This is a genomic window from Staphylococcus caeli, from assembly GCF_900097965.1.
Lineage (GTDB): Bacteria > Bacillota > Bacilli > Staphylococcales > Staphylococcaceae > Staphylococcus > Staphylococcus caeli.
In genome coordinates this window covers 100919-126581 of sequence record NZ_FMPG01000004.1, presented here as the reverse complement: position 1 = coordinate 126581, position 25663 = coordinate 100919, and the positions used below count along the sequence as shown (strand labels likewise).

Sequence of the window (25663 nt, the reverse complement as noted above, 5' to 3'; positions counted from 1 at the left end):
TGATGAATCTATGAAACCAACATACACTGAATTTATTCAAAATAGCAGTGTTTTTATTAAATCATACATATTATCAATACGATTCGGTATATTATTTTGAGGTGAACTATAAACTATGAAACTTTCATTAAACAATAATTCTAAACATTTAAGTGCACCAAGTATACGACAATTTTCTAGTCGTATTAGTGGTATTCAAGACTGTATCAATTTAACAATAGGACAGCCTGATTTTCCCATGCCTCAAGTCGTTAAAGAGGCTTACATAAATGCAATTCGCGAAGATCAAACAAGTTACTCTCATAATAAGGGCTTAGTTGAAACTAGAAATGCAGTAAGTCAATATTTTGAACAACGTTACAATTTTAAATATAGTTCGGAAGAAATTATTATAACCAATGGCGCAAGTGAAGCCTTAGACACAGCGTTAAGAAGTATCATTGATCCAGGTGATGAAATATTAATACCTGGCCCTGTATATTCCGGGTATATTCCATTAATTAAGACACTCGGTGGAACCCCCGTTTATATAGATACATCTAAGTCTGATTATAAAGTAACGCCTGAGGCTATTGAGGCGCACATTACCTCACATACGAAGGCAATTTTACTTAACTATCCAACTAATCCAACAGGCGTGATATTATCTTATGATGAAGTACAAGCACTGGCAAATAAATTAAAGGATCACTCTTTATTCATTATTAGCGATGAAATTTATGCAGAAAATACGTTTACAGGGTCTCATACATCATTCGCAGAATTTAGTGCTATTCGTGATCAGCTATTGCTCATCGGTGGACTCAGCAAGTCACATTCAGCTACAGGTATTCGAATTGGTTTTCTTATTGGTCCAGAATATCTTATAGAAAAATTAACCTTCATGCACGCTTACAATTGCATTTGCGCTAATGTCCCTGCACAAATTGCATGTATTGCAGCTTTAAACGAAGGTCTCGAGGCACCACAACATATGAATGAAGCCTATATTGAACGACGTGACTTCTTGATCGAACGATTGGAAGCACTTGGCTTTGATTTAGATGCTAAACCAGAAGGTGCATTTTATATTTTCCCAAGTATTAAACATTTTACCGACGATGATTTTCAATTTTGTATAGATGTCTTGGAAAATGCACATGTAGCTATTGTGCCAGGATCTGCTTTTACAGATTTCGGTAAAGGACATGTCCGCATATCATATGCTTATGAGCTTGATGCCCTAAAAGAAGCAATGCGAAGACTTGAACAGTACCTTTCAAATTATTATAAATCAAAACCACCCGTGTGAACGGGTGGTTTTGATTTTCACTCATTTTTTAATACATTATCTTTGATACTACGATTTCACTTCATCATTCTTTGAATAAATATTTTTTTCAGCAAATGTTCTTAAAATTTGTAAATATTCTATTGAATCTTCGGTTTTCATATTAAATTGCTGAATTACCTCTTCGGAAACACGTGCGAATTTTTTCTTTAATTCTAATCCTTTATCAGTTAATCTTACTTTAACCCTACGTTCGTCATCAGCCGTTCTAATACGCTCTATTAGTTCTTTTTTCTCGAGACGCTTAATGATTGGGCTAATCGTGCCAGAATCCAAATACAATTCGTCACATAGTGTTTTAATAAAAATTGGACGTTCATTTTCTATATATAGCAATACAATGTAGTTTGGAAAACTAATATCTAATTCTTTTAAATGCTTATTAAATATATTAACCACTTCTTTACTAGTTATATAAAAAAGGTAACACATTTCTTTTCTCATTTGATTTAAATCGTTTGAAGTCATAATTCTCACCCCTAGTCCTTACATATTATATTAGTATATATTTTAATTATAGTCAAATTAAATAAATAAATGTAATAAAACGTTCATAAAAAAATGTATTTTACCATTAATTGAATAATGTTTGAACAATAGAAATTAATGTAAAATATTTTTATTTTTATTTTTTTAATTTAAATACATCAATCTCTACTAAAATCAATTTTTATAATTGCATTCAATATTTCTTACTAAACCAATATATTTAAACATATAATAAAAAGAGCCAAATCAAACGTTGTACGTTTAATTTAACTCTTTGTTCAATGTAGTGAAATACAATTGTATATTATCGTTGATTTATGGGAATTTTGGAAATTGATCAAAGTCTGGATCACGTTTTTCTTTAAACGCATCTCTGCCTTCTTTTGCTTCATCTGTTGTATAGTAAAGTAAAGTAGCATCTCCTGCCATTTGTTGCAAGCCTGCCAAACCGTCTGTGTCTGCATTCATCGCAGCTTTCAAGAATCTTAATGCAGTTGGTGAATGTTGTTTCATTTCTTGACACCATTGTACCGTTTCATCTTCAACTTGATCTAATGGTACAACTGTATTAACTAAGCCCATGTCTAAAGCTTCTTGTGCATTATATTGACGGCATAAGTACCAAATTTCACGTGCTTTCTTATGACCAACGATTCGAGCTAAATAGCCAGAACCGTAACCAGCATCAAATGAACCAACTTTAGGTCCAGTTTGTCCGAAGATTGCATTATCTGCAGCAATTGTTAAGTCACATACCACGTTTAATACATTGCCACCTCCGACAGCATATCCTCTGACCATAGCCACTACTGGTTTTGGTATTACACGAATTAGTCTTTGTAAATCTAACACATTTAGACGTGGTATTTGGTCGTCACCGACATAGCCACCATGACCACGTACTTTTTGGTCTCCACCAGAACAGAACGCTTTATCGCCTTCTCCTGTTAAAATAATTACTGAAATACGCTGATCATCACGTGCTCTTGAAAATGCATCAATCATTTCTTGCACGGTGTTTGGTGTAAATGCATTACGCACCTCTGGACGATTAATTGTTATTTTAGCTATTCCATCATAAAATTCATATTTAATTTCTTTATATTCTCTAATTGTTTCCCATTGTCTAGTCATTTTGCTCCTCCTTATGAATAAAACCTAATACTATTCTATCAAATTCTGTCATTTCTTCCACATGAACCGTATGGCCACTATTTTCAACCTGATGTAAAACTACGTGTGGTATTGCTTCAATCATACGTTGTGCTATTTTACAAAATTTACCATCTAATTGACCTACAATAATACAAGTAGGTATTTGAATTTGTGATAAAAATGGCCATAGGTTAGGCATTTGTCCTGTACCATATTCACGTAATGCTTTGGCTAAACGCGTTGGATTTTGACGTAATCGCATTTCTCGAATTTCTTTTTTACTTACCTTATCTAAATCGTATTGAGTATAAAAAAGCGGTAATTTTTCCCAATCATTCACAAAGATTTCTAAACCTGCAATATCCAACACTTTGGCTCTGGCATGATCCACAAGTTGTCTTTCATTTCTATCTTCCTCTTCTTCTATGCCTGGAGAGGTACTTTCAAGAATGAGACCTGCTAAGTTAACTTGACCATGCATCGCATAGTACAATGCAATTCTGCCACCCATCGAGTAACCATGTAAAAAAAGTTGATAATCTGAAAAGTTTTCTAATGTAAAACCTAATTGTTTGCAAATAAAATCAAAATCCCACAATTGTTCAACATTCGACTGATCTTTACCGTGACCTGGTAAATCAACTGTCAACACGTTCATATCGCTTGTAAATTGTTGAACATGTTGATCAAAGCTATGTTGGTCACTGATAAAACCATGTAGCATAATTAGAAGTTGCTGATTATGTTCATTTGATTGATGAAATTTATAGTGTAACATTGATAATATCACTCAACTTTTTATAGAGTATTAGATGTTGTTGTTTATTCTCTTCTCGATGCGTTAAAATTTCATAAATATGTGCCCCAAACTTTGATAAATCAGCGTATTTGAATGCCTCTATTGTATCATATCTTTCAAAAGCAAAATCATATAGTAATGCCGTATGTTCAAAATTCAAGCCCGTAGGTGTACCAAATAGTCTTTCGAAGTATGCATCAGCCGCTTCTTTTTGTGGTAAATAAGAGAAAATACCACCACCATCATTATTGAGTAAAACAATATTGAGATGAATATCGTTCAATTTAGACATCAATAAACCATTCATATCATGATAAAATGCTAAATCACCAATTAATAATGTTACACGTTTGTGTACTGCCATGCCTAATGCAGTTGAAACCACGCCATCAATCCCGTTAGCACCACGATTAGCATAAATCTCCGCATCGCAATCGATAAACAAATTATCAACATCTCTGATTGGCATACTATTACTAACAAACAAAGTATCTTTGGACGTTAATTTGTCCAATACATTGGCAACATATGCAGACTCATCAGTTGCAGTTCTCAAATAATCTTTGATTTCTACAACCGCCTGTTTTTCTAATGTTTGCCATTTTTCTAACCATTGTTTACGTTCAACAGTTGGTGTTTCTGACAATTGTCTAAAGAAATCATTAGCTGACATTTCAAATGACACATGCGGCCACACAGGAAAAGCATCGGGTTGATCACTATTTTGCACTAGGATTTGAATGGCATGCGTTGATTTTAACCATTGATTTAATTTTTTAGAAATTACCGGTTTACCGACCCGAATAACAAAATCTATTTCTAAATCTAAACCTGCTCTAAATAGCAAATCATAAGTTGTAATCACATTTGGATGATGTTCTCGTCGTAATTGACTAAGTGGATCTGCCAGAATAGGCAAATCATGTATCGTAGCACATGTCAGAATTTGATCAACGTCTTGATGTTGCATATCCCCTACAATAATCAAGCCTTTACGTTTTTTGACAACGGTACTCATTTCATTAAGACTTGTTGTTTTTTGGTAATGTGGCAATACTTTTCTATCTGATGTTAACCATTCTACTTTTTCAATATTTGGTGTTAATGGCTCTCTAAACGGCAAGTTGAAATGAATTGGTCCCCGATGAGGTCCATATAAAAATTGACTTGCTTTCTGTAATTGGAATTTAACTGTACTCTCCATAAAGTCTTGCGTATCATTTTCATCGGCAATTGGAAAATCAAATTGATACTTCACATAGTTATTAAACATATTAGCTTGATTTATAGCTTGTGGCGCACCAATCCCTCTTAATTCATGTGGGCGATCACTAGTCATTATAACTAATGGTAAGTGGCTTAAGCTGCTTTCCGATACTGCCGGTGTATAGTTTGCCGCTGCACTCCCTGATGTACAAAGGATAGCAACAGGTCTCTCGCTACCTTTCATTAAGCCCATCGCAAAAAATGCTGCACTTCGCTCATCTGGATGAATCCAAGATTTCATTTTAGGATGCGCTTCTATTGCTATGGCCATTGGTGTAGACCGTGATCCTGGACTAATAACGACTTCTCTAATCCCATAGGCATATAATTCCGAAACAAATATAAAGACTTGTTTCGTTAAAGCATCTGTATGATTATTCATATTCCTCGACTCCTAAAGCTTTCATCATAGGGTTAAATTTTACTGCAGTTTCTTCAACTTCACTATCTGCATCAGAATCGCTAACGATTCCACATCCAGCAAATAATGTTGCTTGATTGTGTTTTATCAACATCGATCTTATCGCCACAATAAATTCACAATTATCATACATATCAATATAACCCACAGGCGCACCATAAAGTCCACGTGTACCAAATTCTTTCTCTTCAATATAACTAATAGCCTCATCTTTAGGATAACCACCCAAAGCAGGTGTAGGATGTAAATTATCAAGCAAACCAATATACGAATCTTTTTTCAAATCAGCATTGATTTTAGTAATCAAATGATATAAATGGTCATTAGTTAAGATTTGTGGCGTTTCATTATACGTTATATCGTCAACATAGATTTCGATATCGTTCAATATGCTTTCTACAACAAAGCGATGCTCATTTAAATTTTTATCATCATTTAAAAAAGCTTTAATATTTGCATTGTCAATCCCATCTTGATGTGTACGTTTAATTGTACCCGCAACAGCTTTCGTTGACAGTACACCATTATTGACTTCCATCAATTGTTCTGGCGTTTGTGAAAAGAAGACACTATCTTGTGATTCTAATACAAATAAATAACTATTATGCTCACCTTGCAATGCCTTTTTCAAAATATAAGGCAGATTAATATCTTTATCAAACATCACCAAACGTTTACGAGCGAGGACAATTTTTTTATGTTCATCTAACTTATCAATCGTTTCTTGAACTAAATCACGCCACTCATCTTTGTATATATCGTCAATGCGTTTAATATTTCCCATTTCTATATCTGGTAATATATTTGTTTGCGTTAAATTATCTATGATTGTTTTAAAATTATCTATTTTAAATTCTTTGGCTTTTACCGTATACGTAATATAAGTTGTATTCTTTTCCATCGTCACTAATACTTCTGGTAATATAAAATGATTAATACCAAATTCACGCCACTCATCACCGGACTTATGTGTTGAGAATTGGAAGCCACCACAAATTTTCAAGTGATGTTTATCCGAACTTGGATGAATTAACGTTATATCACTTTGATATTTTTCCCATTCACGAAAAATGGACTGTTTACTTTCAAAATCATTTTTGAATCTCGTAATAGCATGATAGCCAAAGAATGATGTTTCGTTGTCATTTTTCTTATAATAAAAACGGTCTCCTGCAAAATCTTCTGTTAAATGGAATAATAATGCAGGGTCTAACGCATCATCTATTTTTGCTTCAACAGAAACCCAAGTATGATTATTTTCATATACCGCTTCGACAATTTCACGTTCTCTGACGTCTATAGTCATCTATTTCACTTCTTTCATTTATCAGTTTGCACTCATTATAATATTGTACCACTTTTCACAATGTGTGTATGGTTTCGAGCTTATTTCATTAATACAATTTTTACGTTATTTGACCTGTACAACTTCTTCTATTAAAATAAATTTGATAAAAAATATTATAAATTAAAAGAATACGAGGTAAATTATTATGGCATCTCAATATCAACAATATTCAACTGTCAGAAAATACTGGCACCTGATGAGACCACATACATTGACTGCTGCTGTCGTACCTGTACTTGTAGGTACTGCTTCTGCTAAAATTTTCCTGCTTGGAAGTGAAGATCATTTAAAATTAAGTTTATTCTTAGCAATGCTACTTGCTTGCTTGTTAATCCAAGCTGCTACAAACATGTTTAATGAATATTACGATTTCAAAAAAGGGTTAGATGATCACACTTCTGTAGGTATCGGAGGCGCAATCGTTCGTAATGGTATGAGTCCAAAATTAGTTATGAATATCGCAATCGCCTTTTACATTATAGCTGGTTTGCTAGGTTTATTTATCGCAATACAAAGTTCATTTTGGCTTTTACCTGTTGGCTTGGTTTGTATGGCTGTAGGCTATCTTTATACTGGTGGCCCATTCCCAATTTCATGGACACCTTTTGGAGAATTATTTTCAGGTGTATTTATGGGCATGATTATTATTTTAATTGCCTTCTTTATACAAACAGGCAACTTACAAGTACTTATTGTTTGGATTAGTATTCCAATCGTAATCACTATCGGTATGATAAATATGGCGAATAACATTCGTGACCATGTAAAAGATAAGGAAAGTGGTCGCATGACGCTTCCTATCTTATTAGGTAAAAATAATTCAATACGTTTCTTAGCACTCATGTATATCGTAGCCTATGTGTTAGTTATATTTATTACGTTCTTTATTCCAGGTGGATCACTCTTTTTCTTATTAGCATTATTATCTTTCCCAATGCCTATCAAAGCTGTTCGAAGATTTAAGAAAAATGACACACCACAAACAATGATGCCTGCAATGGCAGCAACTGGAAAAACAAATACGTTTTTCGGTTTTCTATACGCATTAGGTATTTATATCAGTGCCTTACTAGGCGGCATTTAAAATGCAAAACCAATAATCAACTTAAGGGTCTGGGACATATAAAAATGTTTCAGATCCTTTTTTAATTAGGTAATAACTAACTAAATTGAAAAAATAAAGTCTCATAGCTTAATTTATTATATTATTGAAGTTTATGCATGAGCTTCAACTTAGGTAAACTTTTCAACTCTAGTCATCCTTGTCAGTGAGTGGGACTACGAAATCTTTATTAGAAAATTGTATTTCTGTTCCACGCCTTCTTTATTTATTATGAATCATGTGATAATGATTATGTCCGTAAAGATCAAACTCACTAGCAACACTGAAGCCTAACTTTTTATAAACACGAAGTGCGCCATCATTATTAATATCGCAATTTAAGCTCCACTTCTCATCTTTATTTGAATCTAATACATACTGAACAAGTTTCGTTGCAATGCCACGCCCACGAAATTCAGGAAATGTTGCCACTGTTTCGATATACCATTCATCATCATTTGCTTCTTTCATCGGCATCGGCGAACCATATGCACGTATATCATCATCTAAATCCATATCGAGCCAAGCCTGTTCTAATGCAACTTCTTTATCACCTGGGTATGCAATCAGACATCCAGCTACTTCCCCTTCTAATTCATATACCCACGTGTTACTGTAGTGCCCTCTATAAGGTACATCAATCATACTTTGTTCTATTATTTTTAATAGTCTCGATTGTTCAATATCTCTTACCACATCTATATCTAATTCTTTCCAAATGATATAGCATAATTCTGCAATTTTAGGAATATCAGCAGGTTTCGCTTTTCTAATCATGTTAGTCTCCCTTTTCAATTAATTCTTTAACTTTATTATAAATGATTAAATTAAAATTTCGAAGTAATGACTATTCTATGAAAAGAAGTCATTTGTTTTTTGTAGTTTTCGATTGTTGTATTTTATAATTTAAGCGATAATTAATGTATTAAGATCTATTAAGAAAGGACATGAATGTATGAAAGTAAACAAAGTAATCTATGTTGTGCTCGCATTTATTTTAGGTTGGTGTGGTATACACAAGTTTTATTCTAACCAGCTTCTACAAGGAGTGATTCATCTCATTTTCTTTTGGACTGGTATACCTTATATTCTTGCTATTATTAGTGGTATTATCACAATTTTCTTCAAACCAGCAGATGAGGACGGTTTAATAAGCTTCACAAAATAAACGACGCTTCATTTTTCATTATTTTCCGATTTAACACTTAACTTTTATCAAAATTGGGTAAATAACCTATAATACAAATTTCAGTATTTAACTGATAATATAGGAGGATTAAAGTGAAAAATATAATTAAGCGTGTATTTAGAGCATTAGCAGTTGGTTATATCGTTAAGGCGATTAGAAATTTAATTAGTAAAAAATCACAATAATATATAAATAAAGCTGATAGTCACCTGTTTTAGAGGTAATTATCAGCTTTTATTATGGCTCTATATTAATCTACATTAACTTCAATTTCTATATCAATTTTTTGTTTTAAATCCTTTGAATATGGGCAATAATTGTGCGCTTATTCTGCCAATGCTTAAGCTTCTTCTTTACTCAAATCTGTTAAAGTTACAGCTAAACTTGCTGATAATTTTACACCACCATCGCTTTTATCCGGCAGTAAATACGCTGTCACTTTCACTTCAGGTTCAATTTCACCTTTACCGCTTTGTTTTAAAATATGCATAAGTGCATTATTAAAACATGAGCTATAACCCGCTGCAAATAATTGCTCAGGATTTGACTCTGTTACGCCGTTACCTCCCATTTCTTTGGGTACAGCTAAGTCTTGATAAAAAGTATTATCTTCACTGAAAACTTTACCATCTCTTCCACCATTACTAATGACAGTTGTTTCGTATAAAGGTTTGACCATATGATTCACTCCTATTTTCAATGTATTCTTTAATTATTAAATTAAACTTTATTCAATAACAACGATACCATCTATTTTAAAAAATACAAAAAAAATAAACTATAGTTTTAATATCGTATTATTTCGTATTACAGTCTAAACCGCTAGATAATAAAATACTGTATTACACAGCTAAAATCGTAATTCTATTTAAGTCTATCTACCAATCAACACTTTGGAATGCCTTAGTGTCTTATAACATCCAATTATATGACAATTACATTTGAATAATAATCAATTAGGAAAAAATCAAATAAAATAATTATTTTGCAGTATAATAACATTAAGAAAACCAAAGGGGTGACTATTATGATTACAGATATTGTGAATACAATTATCACTATCATTAAAGCAATCATCGCTGCAGTGCCTAAGTAAGTGGACAACAGACTTAAAAAGGGCTACTCCAGATCACGTTCTGGTGTAGTCCTTATTTTAATACTGTCATTTAAGTGTATTCGTGCATTTTCCACATTTGAAACATTAAAGATTTAGTCTATCTAGCAATAACATAGTAGAAAATTAGTATTTAAATACCGCCGTTACCCTTTATAAAATAAAAAACCGCTAAATTAACGCCTTACTTACGCTAACCTAATGGTAATTAATTAAATTACGGAAACGGAGACAATTTCTCATTTCAATAATATGGCAGTATAAAATTAAGTATCAATACTAGAAGAAACTCGCTAAAAGTTACTCATTTCTAAAGGTCAAAACCTTACTTCCTCACTCTTATTATCTCCCCTTGATTTAACTTAACTAGGTCTTGAGTATTTATTTTTACTAAAGATTTCTCAGAACCTCCAACTGTATAAATAAAATCCATTTCCATCACTTTAAGATCAATCAAAAATTTCCCTTTGAAACCAAAAGAAGGAACCCCACCAGGAGGGAATCCAGTTTGCTCAAACACCTCTTCTTCATCAGCCAATCTTGGTCTATTAATATCTAAGCCTTTACCTACACGTGAAGTACTATCCCTGTGCTCTCCTTTCACAATTGCAACTATTAAATTATCGTTTGAATCCATCATGCAAATATTTTTTACAAAATCTGTTACCTGTGCATTTGTTACTTCAGCTGCTTCTTTCACAGAATGACATGTTTGGTTTAATACCAAATGTTTAGCGTTAACATTATATTTCTCTAATATCTTTTTTACTTTTTCATGAGTTCGTTCCATTCAGCCACCCCTAATCTTTTTATCATAAAATAAATTTATATATTTATTCTAATTTTTTATTATCGTTGAAACTCGTACACCATAGCATATTCAAATACTACAATTTAACTTTACAACAAAAAATAAGGCAAAGAAATAAGTAACCTGCAATATTGATTTTTATGCCTTCAAGGCGCTATCAATAAATATATTTTTATTCTTATTTTTGACAATGGCTCACAATCAAATTTCACAAATTTTTCAGAATAAATCCACGATTCTTTATCTATTTATGCTTTATCTAATCCTATTGAACGTCTAACAAAAATTGGTTTTATTAGATGTAAAAATACAATCCGACACCCAAACTATACTAGGTTCTTTTGCTACTTTAATTTTCCTCTGCATAATAAAAAGACAACATGACTATACCGACTTAAACATTTGATAATTTTTTTATATTGTGTTAATTTATATATGAAAAAGGCGACACACAATAAGTGTATCACCCAAGCGAGCCCGTTAAAAAGACGGTGGCTGGTTTAAATAATTATTCGAAAACAATCATCTCGTCCTTGCCAAAGTGATGTGCACCCCAAAAGTTGGACTAAAAATCAAACTTTTAGGGGTGTATTTTTATACAACTATAATTGTTCCACAACATTTTTATTTATAGTTGATTATTTTCAGACTCAAAACAAAATCTTTGATTATGAAAATAATTAATTAAAAGTTATATTTTTTCATTATGTAGTGTGCATTATTCAAGAAATTTGATAAAATGTAAGTAAATATATTTTGTCGAAATGGGGATTTTTTATGTATGATGAAAATTATTATGATGATTTAAAGCTTATATATTTAAATAAAAAAGATTTAAAACACAACAAAGAGTTAATCAAAACAATTTATAAAGATTATGAAAAAATTTATGGTGAAATTATAATTAATAAAACAAAGCCCATTCTTAATATTAATGGGTTCAATGTAGCAAAAATTGAAAACAAAATTACTGAACCAATGAAGGTGAAAAAATTATTCATTAACAATGGGAATATCTCTGCTTACTATTAAATCAATTGATTAAAAAATTTTCGAAATATAGTCTGTTCATTTTTTTAATTTATACTGCTTTGTTACATAAATAAGGAAGATAATAACTGATTACCAGTAATTATCCTCCTTATTTTAATATTTAATACAATTTATTATCAAAAATAAACTTAGATTTTAAAACTTAGATTGCCATATGGGTTTGTAAAGTATGGCGTTACTTTTTTATTAAGTAATTTTTCTATTTCAATGTTGCCTCTATTATTTCCAACTCTAATTTCATAAAATTTTGATAGATATTGGATTTCTAAACTTAAATCATAGATTTCATTTTTTTTATATTTTTTTGCATCAAAGACAATTTTAATTGAAAAACTATTATTATTTTCTTTTATTACACTTACCCTTTCATTTTCTATCTCTGTATCTTTCCCATCTTCCAAAGAAGATCTCAAGTAAAATTTTGCTTTTATATTTGGATTTACTTTTATTTTTTTATCTAAATCCACTTGTAAAAAGATTTCGAACTTATTCTTATTTATTTTGGAATTTTCAATATTCATTAGTTTTATTACTGGCTCTTTAAAACTTTCATTACTTTTCACATCATTAAATAGTTCAACCCAAGCATTTGCAAAACGACTATGTGAAAAATATTTGGCTTTATTGATTGCTGAATTAGAAAATTCTATCTTTTCTTTCTCAGTTTTCTCTAAATACTCAATTATACTCTTTGAAAGAGAATTGATATTCTCATTTTGTACCAAATAGCCATTAATTTCATTTTCTATCATATCTGAAGGACCATATTTAATGTCGTAAGCAATTACTGGTGTTCCTGAAGAAATACTTTCTTGTATTGAAAGCGCAAAACCTTCATATTGTGATGTAAGTAATGAGCAATCCGCTGTTTTAAATATTTCATTCGCTTTATCAGTGTAACCCATAAGCTTTACATTATTTTTTAAATTAAATTCATTTATTAACTTTTGTAAATTATTTTTTTCCTCGCCGTCACCATATATATATAATTTTGCATTTGGAATTTTATTTACTACAGCTTTAAAAGCTTTTATGCTATGATCTATTCTTTTTTCTTTATGCAAACGAGATATAATTACAACCTTATTTCTCTCTTTAAATGGTAATTTATCAATAACATTTATTGAATGTGGTATTACATAATAATTATCACGATTTCCAAATTGTTCAATTATATCTTCTTTTTGCTTCTCCGTTAATAAGACAAGGGCATCAATATTATTTAAATTATTCAAAACAGCTCTATTGCCTACTCGAATTATATTAGTATTCGGTCTAATATGAATACTATGTGTCATAAATATCTTTCTTATCCTATCGTCCTTCATATTTAATATTGTAGAATCTAAAGCTCGTGCTTCACCAACTAAATACGTAGGCGAATCACTTATTTGTTTTTTTATAAAAAATTCTTTATAGCTTTCGAATGAATTAAATCTGATTGTTTCTTCTTCAAATAAAATTATACTTTTCATTTTATTTGATTTATTAATTGCATCATATTCTCTAGTAAGGTATACGCTATTGTCTTTTCTATAGAAAACTTGTCTTGCTATACTATTATTATAATAAAAACTCTTCCAATATAAAAAACCATTTTTGTCTACAACATCTTTTTCAATGCAAATATTATTAGGAGCGAAATATTTTACTTCTCTGATTTTATTTTGCTTGTATATTACCTCTAATTTTTTTAATCCCTCATCATAATATTCCACTTTATTTTCGTTTATCTCTATTTTCATCATTTTTTCTGTATCTATTTTATATTTCTGGAATTCGTTTTTAATATCACGGCTTCTAAAATACTCATTTATGTTTAAAATATCAACCTTATCATTTAAATTATAACGATTTAATATAATATTTCTTATATCTATAAAATTTGAATCCGCGTGAAAAGTTAAAATATTTGATTTTATTCCTTTTTCGTCATGTAAAATTCTAGATTTATTTAGTAATGATGCCGTTAAGCCACCGTGGTCTTCATCTATTCTACTAGTTAAAAAAATAATTTTTCTCATAATCAAACACCCCATTGTTATTTTGAACTTATGTTTAAGTTTATATATTTTTTGCCAATAAATTCATATAGATAAAAATTTATTGGTCTTTTTCATTAACATAATTTACTTCAAGCATTTTTTTAAATGAATTTCTACCAATCAAATATTTAGAAAAGGGGAACTGAGACAACAATATTGCTATTCCAATACTAATTCCTAAAGTGAAAACTGTGAGTATAACTATGAATAATAACGGAATATCAACAAATGATGCTAATCCCCTAGAAATGTATTCGTTAATTAGTGGATGTGATAAATATATAAAAAATGATATTTCACTAATTAATAGTAATATTGAGAATTTATATTTACTTAATACTTTCATTACATATAAAACTATTAAAAAGGTGAGAATAGTATAAAGAATAATATCAAATCTGTTTGATTGTGCATAAACTACATCTTTATAATGATAAAACATAAAAATTGGGATTATAGAACATAACCATAATGAAACTACTACCCATATATATTTTTCAACCATTTTCATTACATAATCATAATTTTTTCCAAAGTAATAACCAAAAGTGAAATAAAAAATCCAATATGGAATAGCAGTTCTAGAATAAACTGGATAAAAATCTGCCCACCATTGTAAATAGTCTTGATTAATATAGGCAGTAAATGAATGACTGGAACTAATAATAAAAGTTATTAACAATATAATTATAGGATTCATTTTATTTAAAAAGTTATGAAAAAAAGCATGTAATATGTAAAACTGGAAAATCACTATAACAAACCAACCATACCAACTACCATATAAAATATATGTAGCAAATATATCTAAAAAACTTCTAGTTTCACTTGTATCAAAATAAATATTCAATGAATAAAATATTCCAATAAATAAATATGGAAGTAAAATAAATTTTATCCTTTTAAGAAAAAATCCCTTAGGAAGACCCTCTGAGTATCTCATAGACAAAAGAATTTCAGACAGAATTATAAATGAAAGTGTTGCAAACAATAGAAAAATTCTAATAAAACTATTTAAACTTTGGCTAAAATCTGACGTGTTAGGATCAGTTATTAATCCTGGAAAAGAGTGCAGTGCTACAATTGTTATACAAAATATAGCCCTAGCATATGTAATTTCTAATTTTTTATTCACAACTTTTCATTCCTTTAATGTTATATATATAGAGCGCCATTTAAATCAAAAGGTTAAATCTTTAATACGAAACTCAAATAATATGTTAATTATTGTAAATTATAACATTTTTTAACTCCACAATAAATATAAGGTTGAAATAAGGTCGTATAAAGATATAATTTCAATATTTTAAATAAACAGTTGGTAGATTTCGCTTTAATTAATAAAAGTAATTACTACATATATACAAAAAGCTGATATAGCATTTTGATTGGTAGATATCAGCTATGCTTTCTTTATTAATTAATTTTATCTTGACTTTCAATATCTATCAGTACATTTAAATTTTTATCATAAAATCAATTGCTATAGGATTTTCTGAATAATCTTTCCTATCTATTGATTTAAAACAAACAATTAAAATGTTCTGTTAATTTTGTAACTTCATCATTTTTAAAATATATCAAATACGTTGTAACATTTATCTGATATATTTAAGAATCTATAATAAATTAGACTGGTGAAAAAATAATCTCAACAGTCCAATTTTTGTTTATGTATGACGGATTGAAATATTAAGTGAATCACACTTAATATTTCAAAAAATGCCTATAAACGGCACTCTATTGTAGATGGGCTGTTTGTCTTTCGTTTACTATTCATAACTGACACACGACAACGATTAATTTCTCTATTAATTGCTTGTACAATATGAAAGCGATCAATAATGATTTTAGCATTTGGGAATAATTTTTTGATTAATTCTATATAAGGTTTATACATATCAATGGATATGGTTTTAACACGTGCCCGTGTTTTAAGAGGGAATCGACTAAAATATTTTTCAAGTTCACCTTTTCGTCGATCAGGTAAAATATCTAATATTTCGTGTGTAGTTCCGTCACAATATATAAAACTCATTGCGCCTTCAACATCTTTAGTTGATTTAAACTCATCAAAAGACAAATGATTTGGCAGTATATCTGATAATTTTGATTTAACTTGTTGGGCAATAATTTTCATTTGACGATGAACAGTTGAAGGTGAAATAAACAAATCATGCGCGATTGCTTTCTCAGAGCGTGCTTCAGCAGCCTTTTCAGCAATGGCTAGCTTTACTGAATTTGAAATCGAAGATTTTGGTTGAACGAAAGATGACTTAGCAGTGAAAGTTTCACCACAAGCCTTACAGTAAAATCGCTGTTTATTTAGTTCTAAGTAAGCAGGTTTATAAATGATTTCACCCATATAAATTAATGTGCGTCGCTTGCCATTTTTAATAACAGTATTATTTTCATTTTTAATACCACAACATTTACAAGCAATAGCATCATAGGTTAAAACAGCTTTATAAAATAGTGTTTTAATGCACTTGTAGTATATTTCTTAAGGTAATTCATTTGAAAAATAAATATTATCTACTTTTAAACCAAGGTAATTTGTTTTATTATAAATATACGGCACAGATATCTCTCCTTTAATTATGGTTTGGTCACTTATAATTATAGAGATATTTGTGCTTTTTTGTATCCAAACATAAAAAAGCGATTGATGATTTTACTCACCAACCATTAAAAGTGTACAGCCTTAATTTCTAATGGACAATAAAACGGACAACTTTTAAATATATATGGTCAACTTGTCCGCTTCTCGGCCAAAATTTTTAGAACTTGCTTTTATGTATTTTTGACAAAATAAAAAGAACGTTGATTTAACAACGTTCTTTCGACATCCAAAGTATTCACTTGGATTGGTTTTTCTGTTTTTACGGAAACGGAGGGATTCGAACCCTCGCGCCGCTTTCGCGACCTACACCCTTAGCAGGGGCGCCTCTTCAGCCAACTTGAGTACGTTTCCAATGGCTCCACAGGTAGGACTCGAACCTACGACCGATCGGTTAACAGCCGATAGCTCTACCACTGAGCTACTGTGGATTAATGTGTTCTCTCTTATCAAGCACAAATACTATTATATCAACAATGTTAAATTTTTCAAGTGGAAACACTAAAAAAATATGCGGAATATTTACACTAAATTAATATAATATTCCACATATGCCATTTTTACATATAAAATCGATAAGGATTAGGCTATTTATTTTCGAATAAAGAATACTTAGCTAGTGCTTCATAAATGTTTAATTGAGGTTTTGTGTAATCAATTGGAGAATCCGGATCAAATGTCGCAACCCTTGCTGCCCTATCCATCATGTAATAATATAAAATGCCATTTAGATATTGATGTTGCATACTATGCGCTGAAATATTAGCAATCATCGTTTGATTATCTACAAAAGTTACTTTACATTTCTTCTCTTTTACAGCTTTAATATTGTGAACATAATGAATATTGATCCAAGTATTTTCTTCTTTTCTGTCAGAATGCGTTGGGAAAAAGTACGTAGGAAAAAGCGGAGTGAATAAAATTGGGGGTTTACTACTAATGCCAGTAATGCGCATCGTATCTTCTTTCTTAAAAGCATAACTACTACCATAAAATCGACAAGACCTGTCAATAATTTTTGGTACTCGTTCTTTCAATATCTTACTTTCTTCTTTATATCTCAGCAAATAACTCCCTTCATTTTTACCTGTGGCCAAATTACATGGTTGTATGGCCATATCACCTTTTTTAATAATATAGGGTTGAATCATGTTGTTACCTCCTTGTTATTTGTAGCGATAAACAAATAATATACCAATAACATCTTAAAATCAACTTATATAATAATTATTTTTATAAGTTTTCTACAATTAATTTTCAGAGCAGAATCTTTTACAATTATTAATTTTTGGAAAAGGTGCATTTTACACTTATTTCTTCAGAAAAGTCAGAATATTCATTGATTTCAAAATTAAAACCTTGTATACTATTACTTAAATATAAACAGAGAGGTCGTGTAGATAATGAAACATAACACACATGTTAAATACAATACGCTAGAATCTTTTGTTTCCGCCATTAATGATTTAGGTATCGAATTAATCATTGATGAATCACTTCGCAATGTTCGCAAGCAACAATTAGAACAACTGATTGATAATGCACTAAAAAATAAAAACGAGAATGATTTCAAACGTTTTACTGAAGAATATAAGCAATTGGAGGCATTTCTCGTTGGCTAAATTAACATTTTTATACACAAATTAAGGTCTATTCCCTACTTTTATTTAAATAGAGAATAGACCTTTTACTTTGCTATTTTATGACATTAATCTAATTAATTCATATCGATCAATATCTCCAAAATAATGATAAATATCATAGTTTGAAAGTGCTTCTTCAATACTTTCAAATTCATGCATCGTACCTTCTAATGCGTTTTCTAATTCGGTAATATCACCCTCACCAAAAAAGTCACCAAATATTTTAGCATGTTCTATGCGTCCTTTTTTCACGTCTAACTTAATTTGTACAAACCCTTTTTCAAATTTTTCTTCTCGTTCAAAATTATACTTTGGATTTCTACCATAATTCCATTCCCAAGTTCGATATTTTTCATTACTCAATTTTTCAATATTTTCCCAATCTTCATCCGTCAATTTATATTCTTCTACCTGCGTAGCTTCACCAAAAATTGTTTTTAAAATAATTTTCTTAAACTGATTAATATCAATTGGTTCTTCTAAAAATTCTGAGATATTCGCAACTCTACTTCTTACAGATTTAATACCTTTGGATTTAATTTTTGCCGGATTTACCTTTAATGCATTCTGTACTTCGTTCAATTCACTATTTAGCATCAATGTACCATGACTAAACATACGCGCTTTTACTTTTACCATGGCATTACCAGATATTTTAGCTTTCCCTACTTGAATATCGTTTCTTCCACTTAGCTCTGCATCTACACCTAGTTTGTTTAATGCTTCAACAATAGGCTCTGTGAACTTTTTAAAATTATGGAAACTATTGCCATCATCGTCTGTAATAAAACTAAAGTTTAAATTACCTTTATCATGATATACGGCACCCCCACCGGATATACGTCTGACAACATCTATACCGTGTGCATCAATATACGGCTGATTTACTTCTTCAATTGTGTTTTGATTTTTCCCAATGATTATTGACGGCCTATTTACATAGAATAAGAAATAACTATCATCTGCTGGCATATGCTTCAATACATATTCTTCCATTGCCAAATTCAATGTTGGATCGGTAATATCATTATTACTAATAAATTTCATCAACTGCACTCCTTTACCTTATATGAGACCGAGACAAAAATAGATGCCTCAGATACATTTTATTTAGGCAGTAAATAACTGAATTGAAAATTCGCTTATATCATGCACTTTTCAATCCTAGTCAACCTTGCCGTGGTGTGATTACGAAATCTCTATTCGAGAATTTGCTTTATATCACACTCCTATATACCCTTACTTTATTTATGCAATATTTTGTGAAAAATTGCCAATCATTCACACTGAAATTTTACTAAATTCTTAAAATTGCTTTATATCACACTATTTAATGTTTATTTGTTTATTTGTTTGCTGATTTTTTGTATAATACTATCTAGTTAGCATTTCTAGGGAGGGCTAAAAATGACTGTTGCAGAAGTTGGAAATATCGTAGAATTTTATGACGGCTTAAAAGGTCGAGTAGAAAAAATTAATGACAACTCAGTAATTGTAGACTTAACAATTATGGAGAACTTCGAAGAACTAGACTTGCCAGAGAAAACTGTCATTAATCATAAACGATACACAATCGTTGAACAAGAAGGATAATTATAATGAATAGAATTTCAAAAGCTTTAATATGGTTTGTTGCAAGTTTCATTGTATTTCATTTAATACTTTTCGTCATGTGGGGCGAAAAACAAGAGTATTGGTATCTCTATACAGGTATCATGCTTATCGCTGGTGTTAGCTATATCTTTTATCAAAGAGATATTGAATCTAAGCGATTGCTCACATCACTAGGCGTTGGAATTATAACAGGTTTGATACTCATCGTAATTCAACTTATTTTTGCAGCAATTGTTTCTGATATAAAATATTCTGAATTAATTAAAGAATTAACACGTACAGGTGTCTACTATAAATGGCAAATGTTAGTCACATTAGTCTTTGTTATACCGTGTCATGAACTTTATATGAGAACTGTTTTACAAAAAGAATTACTTAAATTGAACATTCCAAGTTGGTTGAGCATTATCGTTACCGCATTATGTTCTGCCTCATTGTTTTTCTATTTAGATAATATGTGGATTATGTTCTTTATATTTATTGTACAAATTGTACTTTCAATGAGCTATTTCTATACACGTAGGATTGCTACTACTGCTGTCGCACAAATAGTTGCAGTTGTTATTCTATTAATATTTAATGTTTAGCTATAAAATCATACAATAACTTAACAAAAGCTGGAAGATTTCAATAACTATGAAATCCTCCAGCTTTTTTAGGTTAAGACGTTAAATGATTGATGCTGTTGAATCTTGTAATTTGAATCTGTTAATTTTCTTGAAATAAGCTCTACCATCGTAATTTCTCCAGACTCATGAATCACAGCACTTTCCAAATACTGTTTATAATTTCGATAACAATAATCTGTCATGCAAACACGATATGTGTGCTCTAAATCAATATTATGCAAATGAACACGTTTGAAAGGCTGTGCATTCATATCAATCGTATAGTCCACACCTTGCCAAAATGTACACAGTGTTTCATCTACAATTGTTAAACTAAGTTCCCCCTGACTAAATTCAATATGTCCATAACAATATTCTAGTATGTCTTTAATTTGTTGGCCTTTTAATGTTAAATCAACAGGGATATCCGGGTGTGGGTATGCATTATATAGTCGTTCATTAGTAATGTTTCCAGACAGACCTTTTTCCCCACTCGTAGGTAAATGTACACAAGAAATATCATTATCATATGCTTGTCGTATACTATCATGCAGTAATTGAGTAAATGCATGAGGTTGCGTAATCACATCAGCTAATCCTGAGACACTTGCCTCTGTTTCCAGCGTGGTTAAGCATTCTTCACTCCAATGATTTACTGTTTTACGATCATAATATGTTAAATCCAGTAAATCTGGATCCTCGTCATATTCGTTTAAATCTACAATTTGTGAATCTACATTTTCTAATTCGTATGAATTTGTTCGCTTTTTAAAATTCAACTTTACATGAATTAATTGTTCAGCATTTTGACCTGCTTGCACATACAATGTTTTATCATTTTGACCAATAAATGTTTGGTGTTGGTGCCCTGTGATTAGTAAATCTATGACACCCAATGTTTGCATTAATTTTTCGGCTTCATTTACGTTTTGCTCACGTTCAGTAGCTGACTTATTAAGTTGGTTTAATCCACCGTGGTATATAACGATAAGAAATTCTGGCATCTCAGTTTCATGTATGAACCGTATCCATCTTTTTGATGATAAGAGCGTCTTTTCAATACGTACATCATTTTCCATTTCAAAATGCTCACGTTCCATTAATCCATCAGAAGTCAAACCAACAATTGCAACTTTAACTCCATCAATTTCCTTTATAGTATATGGCGTTGAAAAATATGGTTCCCTCGTTTGTTTATATTCTATATTGGCAGATAACCAAGGAAATCTAGATAATGACACAGCCCTTGAAAAGAATGACAATCCAAACTTAAATTCATTTGGACTGATACCACTTGCATCATACTGCATCGCGTTCATCAACTTTATCATCGGGTGACGTTTATATGGTGCTACGACTGCATAATAGAATGCAGCTAATGAGCCAGCCAAACTACCACCACTATCTAATAATATGACATGCTTATTTTTTTCACGAATAGATTTAACATAAGTACCTGCTCTATATATATTAGAACCACTCTCTCCATTTAGAAAATAACTATGCATATCTGAAGTCGTAATGACATCAATTGCAACTTTTTCACTTTTATTCATAGGCCACTCTCCTCATCAACCATATTTTAACATGATTAATTAATACTTCGACACAAAAATCACTTTCATTGATATACAGTGCCTAATCACAATGTGACATGCGATTACTATTTTAAAATGAATGAGCTGTGACTCATACGAAAAACCCTCTTCATAACTCATAGCGTCAATGAAGAGGGCTGTATTGTATATCATCGTTAACCTATTTGAACACGTTCTTTAGGGTAATGGTATTTATCTGGTTCACGTCTTCCACCAATCATAATAATGAAACTAATTAATCCTACACGTCCAATAAACATGAGTATCATTAATGTAACTTTAGACATGTCATTGAAGTTATCAGTCACGCCTAATGAAAGTCCACACGTTCCGAAAGCAGACATGACTTCAAAAAACGCTTGTAAAAAAGAAATTTTACCATTTTCTACGATTAAAATAAAAATGGTACTCGCAAACGTTAATATACTTGCCATTGTAAATACTGCAAATGAGCGCTGCACATCCGTTGTATGAATTTCACGATTGAATGCTTTGATAGACACTTTCTCACTATTATTATTAAAATTGAGTAAGAACAAAATGAGTATTGCGAAAGTGGTCGTTCTTATACCACCACCTACAGAACTTGGTGATGATCCGATAAACATTAAGATACTCATAATGACATTGGTGCCTTCATTGAAATGACTGACATCAATCGTTTGTAAACCAGCACTTCTTGTAGTTGCTGATTGGAATAATGCGTAAAATAATGACTTATGCCAAGACATATTTTGAAAAGCATGATTATATTCAAATAATAAAATAATAAGCACACCAGATACAAACAGCACTAAGTATGTCATGGTAGTGATTTTAGCAAATAAAGAAAATCTAAAGTTAGGAATCCTATTTTTAATATATGCTTTAACTTCAATTAATACCGGGAATCCAATAGAACCTAAAATAATTAAAAACATAACTATCGTTTGTACAAAGTAATCATTGGCATAAGGTATTAACGACTGACCAGTTATGTCTAAGCCACCATTTGTTGTAGCCGACACAGCTACAAATAATCCTTGCATGATAGCATACTGTAAGTCTGGATTATCCCTATAAAAATAAAATGCTAATAATGCAGCACCGACTGCTTCGATAATTAAAATAGTACGTACAATATCTAAAATTAATTTAACCGTACCACTCATAGTATCTTTATTGTTATCTAGCATGATTAATTGTCTTTCACGCATACCAATATGCTTACCCAATACCACCCATAACATCGTACCAATAGCCATGACGCCGATTCCACCGATATTTAGAATGATCATAATGATAATTTGGCCAAATGTCGTATAAGTATCCACTATATTGACGGGTGATAATCCTGTTACACTCACACCAGAGACTGCAACAAACAGTGAATCTACTGGGTCGACGTTAATCCCCGGTTTATGAACAAATGGCAAATTCAATAGCAAAAATGCAACGATAATTGCTACAATATAATACATGACTATACCTTGTTGAGGACTGGATTTTTTTAATAATTGATTGAAAATGGACAACGCGTATTCACCTCAACACTACTTCAATTTTAGCTTGATATTTTTTACTTTACCATCTCTGTATATTTTAGCCGGTAAAGTATCTAAATCATCTTTATGACTAAAAATAATTTGTCTGTATCTAAGATTATCTTCTACTTCTTTACCATCTAATTCTACTATGACATCATTTTTTTGCAACCCGGACTTTTCTCCGAGTCCATTTTCTTTCACTTCACCAATCACTACGCCATGGTTTACATCATCTGGTAAGTGAATCGATTGACGTGCTGAATCATCTAAATCTTTAATATTGGCAATTTTAACACCTGTATTTGGATAAGTCACTTCGCCATTTGCTTCTAATTGTTTTGCAATAGATGTTGCATCATTAATCGGAATCGCAAATGCAATACCTTCTACATTTTCCATATCAATTTTTAATGAAGCTATACCAATCAATTTACCATGTTGATCTATGACTCCGCCACCCGAATTTCCAGGATTCACAGGCGCATCCATTTGAAATGCATTCATAAGTACATCATATTGCTTATCCTTATCTATATCTACAGGAACATGTCTATTTAATCCAGATACAATACCTTCCGATACGCTACCTTTAAAATCTACACCAAGCGGATTACCCACAACAATAATAGGTTCTCCAAGGATTAATGTACTAGAATCGCCCATTTTAATAGGTTTAACATCACTTCCAGATTTAACCTTGGCTTTAACTACAGCAATATCTGAATATTTGTCTGCTCCAATAACAGTACCAATTGTAGAATCATTATTACCATATGTAATTTTCTGTTCTTTTTTATCACCAACAACGTGTGCATTTGTAATAATAAAAATAGAGTCGTCCACTTTTTTGTAGACGACGCCTGAACCTAACTCATTTTCTTTTCCGGCCTCTTGTGTTTCTTTCTCAGCTGATGAAGTATGTTTCCCTGTATCATTTTCAACAGTAACTACAGAATGAATTGCGCTGTTAGCACTTTTCATTGTTGTTGTATAAGTTTTTTCTTCGTTATTATTACTTTGGAAAATACTATCTTTATTAGTACCATTTCTATCAACATTATTGAATATCGCATTGATAAGTACGATTAATAAAATAACAGCTAATACAATTAACACTTTCGCCCAATGTTCTTCAAAGAATGATTTCACTTTATCTACAAATGAATCACTACTTCTTCCATTTCCACTTTTCATTGATGCGTGTGCTTTAGATTGTTTGTACTTGTGATTTTGCGTATGCGCCTTATCAGTATTTTCATCTTCAATGTATTGATTCACTCTGGACTGTTGTGCTTCTTCCGAATAAAAGTGATCATCATCTGTTTTCATTGAATCTAGCTTATCTGATTTACACTTATCTGAATTTTGATTAGATTCACTTTGTGTTGTATTTAATGCTAATTTATTTTGAGTATGATTTGTTGTCTCTACATGTTGTACTTTACCATCATTCACTGGTTCTTCACTTGAAGTCTGAGCATTTGCTTCTACTGTGCTATCATTTTGTGGATTCACAGTTTTTTCATGCTTTTTCTGATCACTTCGTTGTGCTGCTAATGTACGTTGTTGTTGAATTTCTTCTTGTGTAAGTTTTTCAATTCGCGCTTTTCTCAAATTATCTTTGACACGCGCTTCATTATTCTTAGCCAAGATTTCGTCTTTCTCAGCACGATGTTTACGTGCATTTCTTTCCATTTCTATACGTTGTTCCCGTTCCTCATTATGAAAGAATTCTCGTCGTTTACGTCCATATTGGGCTCTCGGAATCACATGTTTTTTATTATTAGACATCAAAACGCCCCCTAAATTGCATGTTACTATAACGTCTATTATGACATAATACAATCAATTTTTCTGCCATTTTCATAGTTTTGTTTATGCTTTTCTTTGAAAATTCCCCTACTAATTATACACCTCAATGTTTGCCTTCAA

At 31.0% G+C, this 25663-nt stretch carries 23 protein-coding genes, 2 tRNA genes and 1 pseudogene; 8 read left to right on the top strand and 18 right to left on the bottom strand.

Annotated features, from left to right (window positions below; translation table 11 throughout):
- Positions 1–115: 115 nt before the first annotated feature.
- The gene (locus tag BJS11_RS06690; RefSeq protein ID WP_069994883.1) at positions 116–1291 is read left to right on the top strand and encodes an aminotransferase class I/II-fold pyridoxal phosphate-dependent enzyme; all 1176 of its coding nucleotides are present in this window, start codon (positions 116–118) and stop codon (positions 1289–1291) included.
- A 48-nt stretch (positions 1292–1339) separates the two neighbouring features.
- Here BJS11_RS06690 and BJS11_RS06685 read toward each other — a convergent pair whose 3' ends face one another.
- The 5 genes from BJS11_RS06685 to BJS11_RS06665 all read right to left on the bottom strand — a co-directional run bounded on the left by BJS11_RS06685 (position 1340) and on the right by BJS11_RS06665 (position 6766).
- Positions 1340–1798: a MarR family winged helix-turn-helix transcriptional regulator gene (locus BJS11_RS06685; RefSeq protein ID WP_069994884.1), complete on the bottom strand. Its 459-nt coding sequence runs from the start codon at positions 1796–1798 to the stop codon at positions 1340–1342.
- A 336-nt stretch (positions 1799–2134) separates the two neighbouring features.
- Entirely contained in the window at positions 2135–2953 is an 819-nt protein-coding gene (menB, locus tag BJS11_RS06680) for a 1,4-dihydroxy-2-naphthoyl-CoA synthase (protein WP_069994885.1), read from the bottom strand.
- Positions 2946–3752: a 2-succinyl-6-hydroxy-2,4-cyclohexadiene-1-carboxylate synthase gene (gene menH, locus BJS11_RS06675; RefSeq protein ID WP_069994886.1), complete on the bottom strand. Its 807-nt coding sequence runs from the start codon at positions 3750–3752 to the stop codon at positions 2946–2948. Before menH ends, menB begins: the two co-directional genes overlap by 8 nt.
- Complete coding sequence (gene menD, locus BJS11_RS06670; RefSeq protein WP_069994887.1) at positions 3739–5421, bottom strand: 2-succinyl-5-enolpyruvyl-6-hydroxy-3-cyclohexene-1-carboxylic-acid synthase; 1683 nt, start codon at positions 5419–5421, stop codon at positions 3739–3741. The genes menH and menD overlap by 14 nt, the downstream gene beginning before the upstream one ends.
- A complete protein-coding gene (locus tag BJS11_RS06665; RefSeq protein ID WP_069994888.1) occupies positions 5414–6766 on the bottom strand; it encodes an isochorismate synthase in 1353 nt (450 codons plus the stop codon). Before BJS11_RS06665 ends, menD begins: the two co-directional genes overlap by 8 nt.
- 187 nt (positions 6767–6953) lie before the next feature.
- Here BJS11_RS06665 and BJS11_RS06660 point away from each other — a divergent pair, with 187 nt between their 5' ends.
- A complete protein-coding gene (locus BJS11_RS06660) occupies positions 6954–7892 on the top strand; it encodes a 1,4-dihydroxy-2-naphthoate polyprenyltransferase (RefSeq protein ID WP_069994889.1) in 939 nt (312 codons plus the stop codon).
- Positions 7893–8132: 240 nt separating this feature from the next.
- Here BJS11_RS06660 and BJS11_RS06655 read toward each other — a convergent pair whose 3' ends face one another.
- Complete coding sequence (locus tag BJS11_RS06655) at positions 8133–8687, bottom strand: GNAT family N-acetyltransferase (RefSeq protein ID WP_069994890.1); 555 nt, start codon at positions 8685–8687, stop codon at positions 8133–8135.
- A 178-nt stretch (positions 8688–8865) separates the two neighbouring features.
- On the opposite strand from BJS11_RS06655, the gene BJS11_RS06650 reads away from it, so the two are divergent.
- Entirely contained in the window at positions 8866–9078 is a 213-nt protein-coding gene (locus BJS11_RS06650) for a TM2 domain-containing protein (protein ID WP_069994891.1), read from the top strand.
- A gap of 113 nt (positions 9079–9191) precedes the next feature.
- The gene (locus BJS11_RS13990; RefSeq protein ID WP_258953780.1) at positions 9192–9284 is read left to right on the top strand and encodes an SAR1012 family small protein; all 93 of its coding nucleotides are present in this window, start codon (positions 9192–9194) and stop codon (positions 9282–9284) included.
- Between the two features lie 65 nt (positions 9285–9349).
- Here BJS11_RS13990 and BJS11_RS06645 read toward each other — a convergent pair.
- A pseudogene (locus tag BJS11_RS06645) lies at positions 9350–9778 on the bottom strand (Ohr family peroxiredoxin).
- Between the two features lie 760 nt (positions 9779–10538).
- The gene (locus tag BJS11_RS06640) at positions 10539–11003 is read right to left on the bottom strand and encodes an aminoacyl-tRNA deacylase (RefSeq protein WP_069994892.1); all 465 of its coding nucleotides are present in this window, start codon (positions 11001–11003) and stop codon (positions 10539–10541) included.
- Between the two features lie 798 nt (positions 11004–11801).
- On the opposite strand from BJS11_RS06640, the gene BJS11_RS06635 reads away from it, so the two are divergent.
- A complete protein-coding gene (locus BJS11_RS06635) occupies positions 11802–12056 on the top strand; it encodes a hypothetical protein (protein WP_069994893.1) in 255 nt (84 codons plus the stop codon).
- A 149-nt stretch (positions 12057–12205) separates the two neighbouring features.
- Here the strand turns inward: BJS11_RS06635 and BJS11_RS06630 are convergent, their stop codons facing one another.
- The 6 genes from BJS11_RS06630 to BJS11_RS06605 form a co-directional block, all read right to left on the bottom strand.
- On the bottom strand, positions 12206–14101 hold the full coding sequence (locus BJS11_RS06630; protein WP_069994894.1) for a glycosyltransferase: 1896 nt from the start codon (positions 14099–14101) through the stop codon (positions 12206–12208).
- Between the two features lie 79 nt (positions 14102–14180).
- On the bottom strand, positions 14181–15257 hold the full coding sequence (locus BJS11_RS06625) for an acyltransferase family protein (protein WP_069994895.1): 1077 nt from the start codon (positions 15255–15257) through the stop codon (positions 14181–14183).
- A 591-nt stretch (positions 15258–15848) separates the two neighbouring features.
- Positions 15849–16607 (bottom strand): ISL3 family transposase, encoded by a 759-nt coding sequence (locus BJS11_RS06620; protein WP_258953781.1) that lies wholly within the window; start codon positions 16605–16607, stop codon positions 15849–15851.
- Positions 16608–17007: 400 nt separating this feature from the next.
- Positions 17008–17096, bottom strand: a tRNA-Ser gene (locus tag BJS11_RS06615).
- Positions 17097–17098: 2 nt separating this feature from the next.
- A tRNA-Asn gene (locus BJS11_RS06610) sits at positions 17099–17173 on the bottom strand.
- Positions 17174–17329: 156 nt separating this feature from the next.
- Positions 17330–17893, bottom strand: coding sequence for a competence protein ComK (locus BJS11_RS06605; RefSeq protein ID WP_069994897.1), 564 nt, complete (start codon positions 17891–17893; stop codon positions 17330–17332).
- Between the two features lie 252 nt (positions 17894–18145).
- Between BJS11_RS06605 and BJS11_RS06600 the strand changes: the two genes are divergently transcribed.
- On the top strand, positions 18146–18364 hold the full coding sequence (locus BJS11_RS06600; protein ID WP_069994898.1) for an IDEAL domain-containing protein: 219 nt from the start codon (positions 18146–18148) through the stop codon (positions 18362–18364).
- A 78-nt stretch (positions 18365–18442) separates the two neighbouring features.
- Here BJS11_RS06600 and lplA read toward each other — a convergent pair whose 3' ends face one another.
- Complete coding sequence (gene lplA / locus BJS11_RS06595) at positions 18443–19432, bottom strand: lipoate--protein ligase (protein WP_069994899.1); 990 nt, start codon at positions 19430–19432, stop codon at positions 18443–18445.
- A gap of 360 nt (positions 19433–19792) precedes the next feature.
- Here lplA and BJS11_RS06590 point away from each other — a divergent pair, with 360 nt between their 5' ends.
- Positions 19793–19978 carry a YkvS family protein gene (locus tag BJS11_RS06590; protein WP_002483735.1) on the top strand — a complete coding sequence of 62 codons (186 nt, stop codon included), beginning with the start codon at positions 19793–19795 and terminating at the stop codon, positions 19976–19978.
- 5 nt (positions 19979–19983) lie between these two features.
- Entirely contained in the window at positions 19984–20586 is a 603-nt protein-coding gene (locus BJS11_RS06585; protein WP_069994900.1) for a CPBP family glutamic-type intramembrane protease, read from the top strand.
- A gap of 68 nt (positions 20587–20654) precedes the next feature.
- On the opposite strand, the gene BJS11_RS06580 is transcribed toward BJS11_RS06585, so the two are convergent.
- The 3 genes from BJS11_RS06580 to BJS11_RS06570 form a co-directional block, all read right to left on the bottom strand.
- A complete protein-coding gene (locus tag BJS11_RS06580; RefSeq protein ID WP_069994901.1) occupies positions 20655–22163 on the bottom strand; it encodes a bifunctional metallophosphatase/5'-nucleotidase in 1509 nt (502 codons plus the stop codon).
- 197 nt (positions 22164–22360) lie between these two features.
- Positions 22361–23719, bottom strand: coding sequence for a TrkH family potassium uptake protein (locus BJS11_RS06575; RefSeq protein ID WP_069994902.1), 1359 nt, complete (start codon positions 23717–23719; stop codon positions 22361–22363).
- 18 nt (positions 23720–23737) lie between these two features.
- Positions 23738–25522, bottom strand: coding sequence for a S1C family serine protease (locus BJS11_RS06570; RefSeq protein ID WP_069994903.1), 1785 nt, complete (start codon positions 25520–25522; stop codon positions 23738–23740).
- Positions 25523–25663 lie beyond the last annotated feature (141 nt).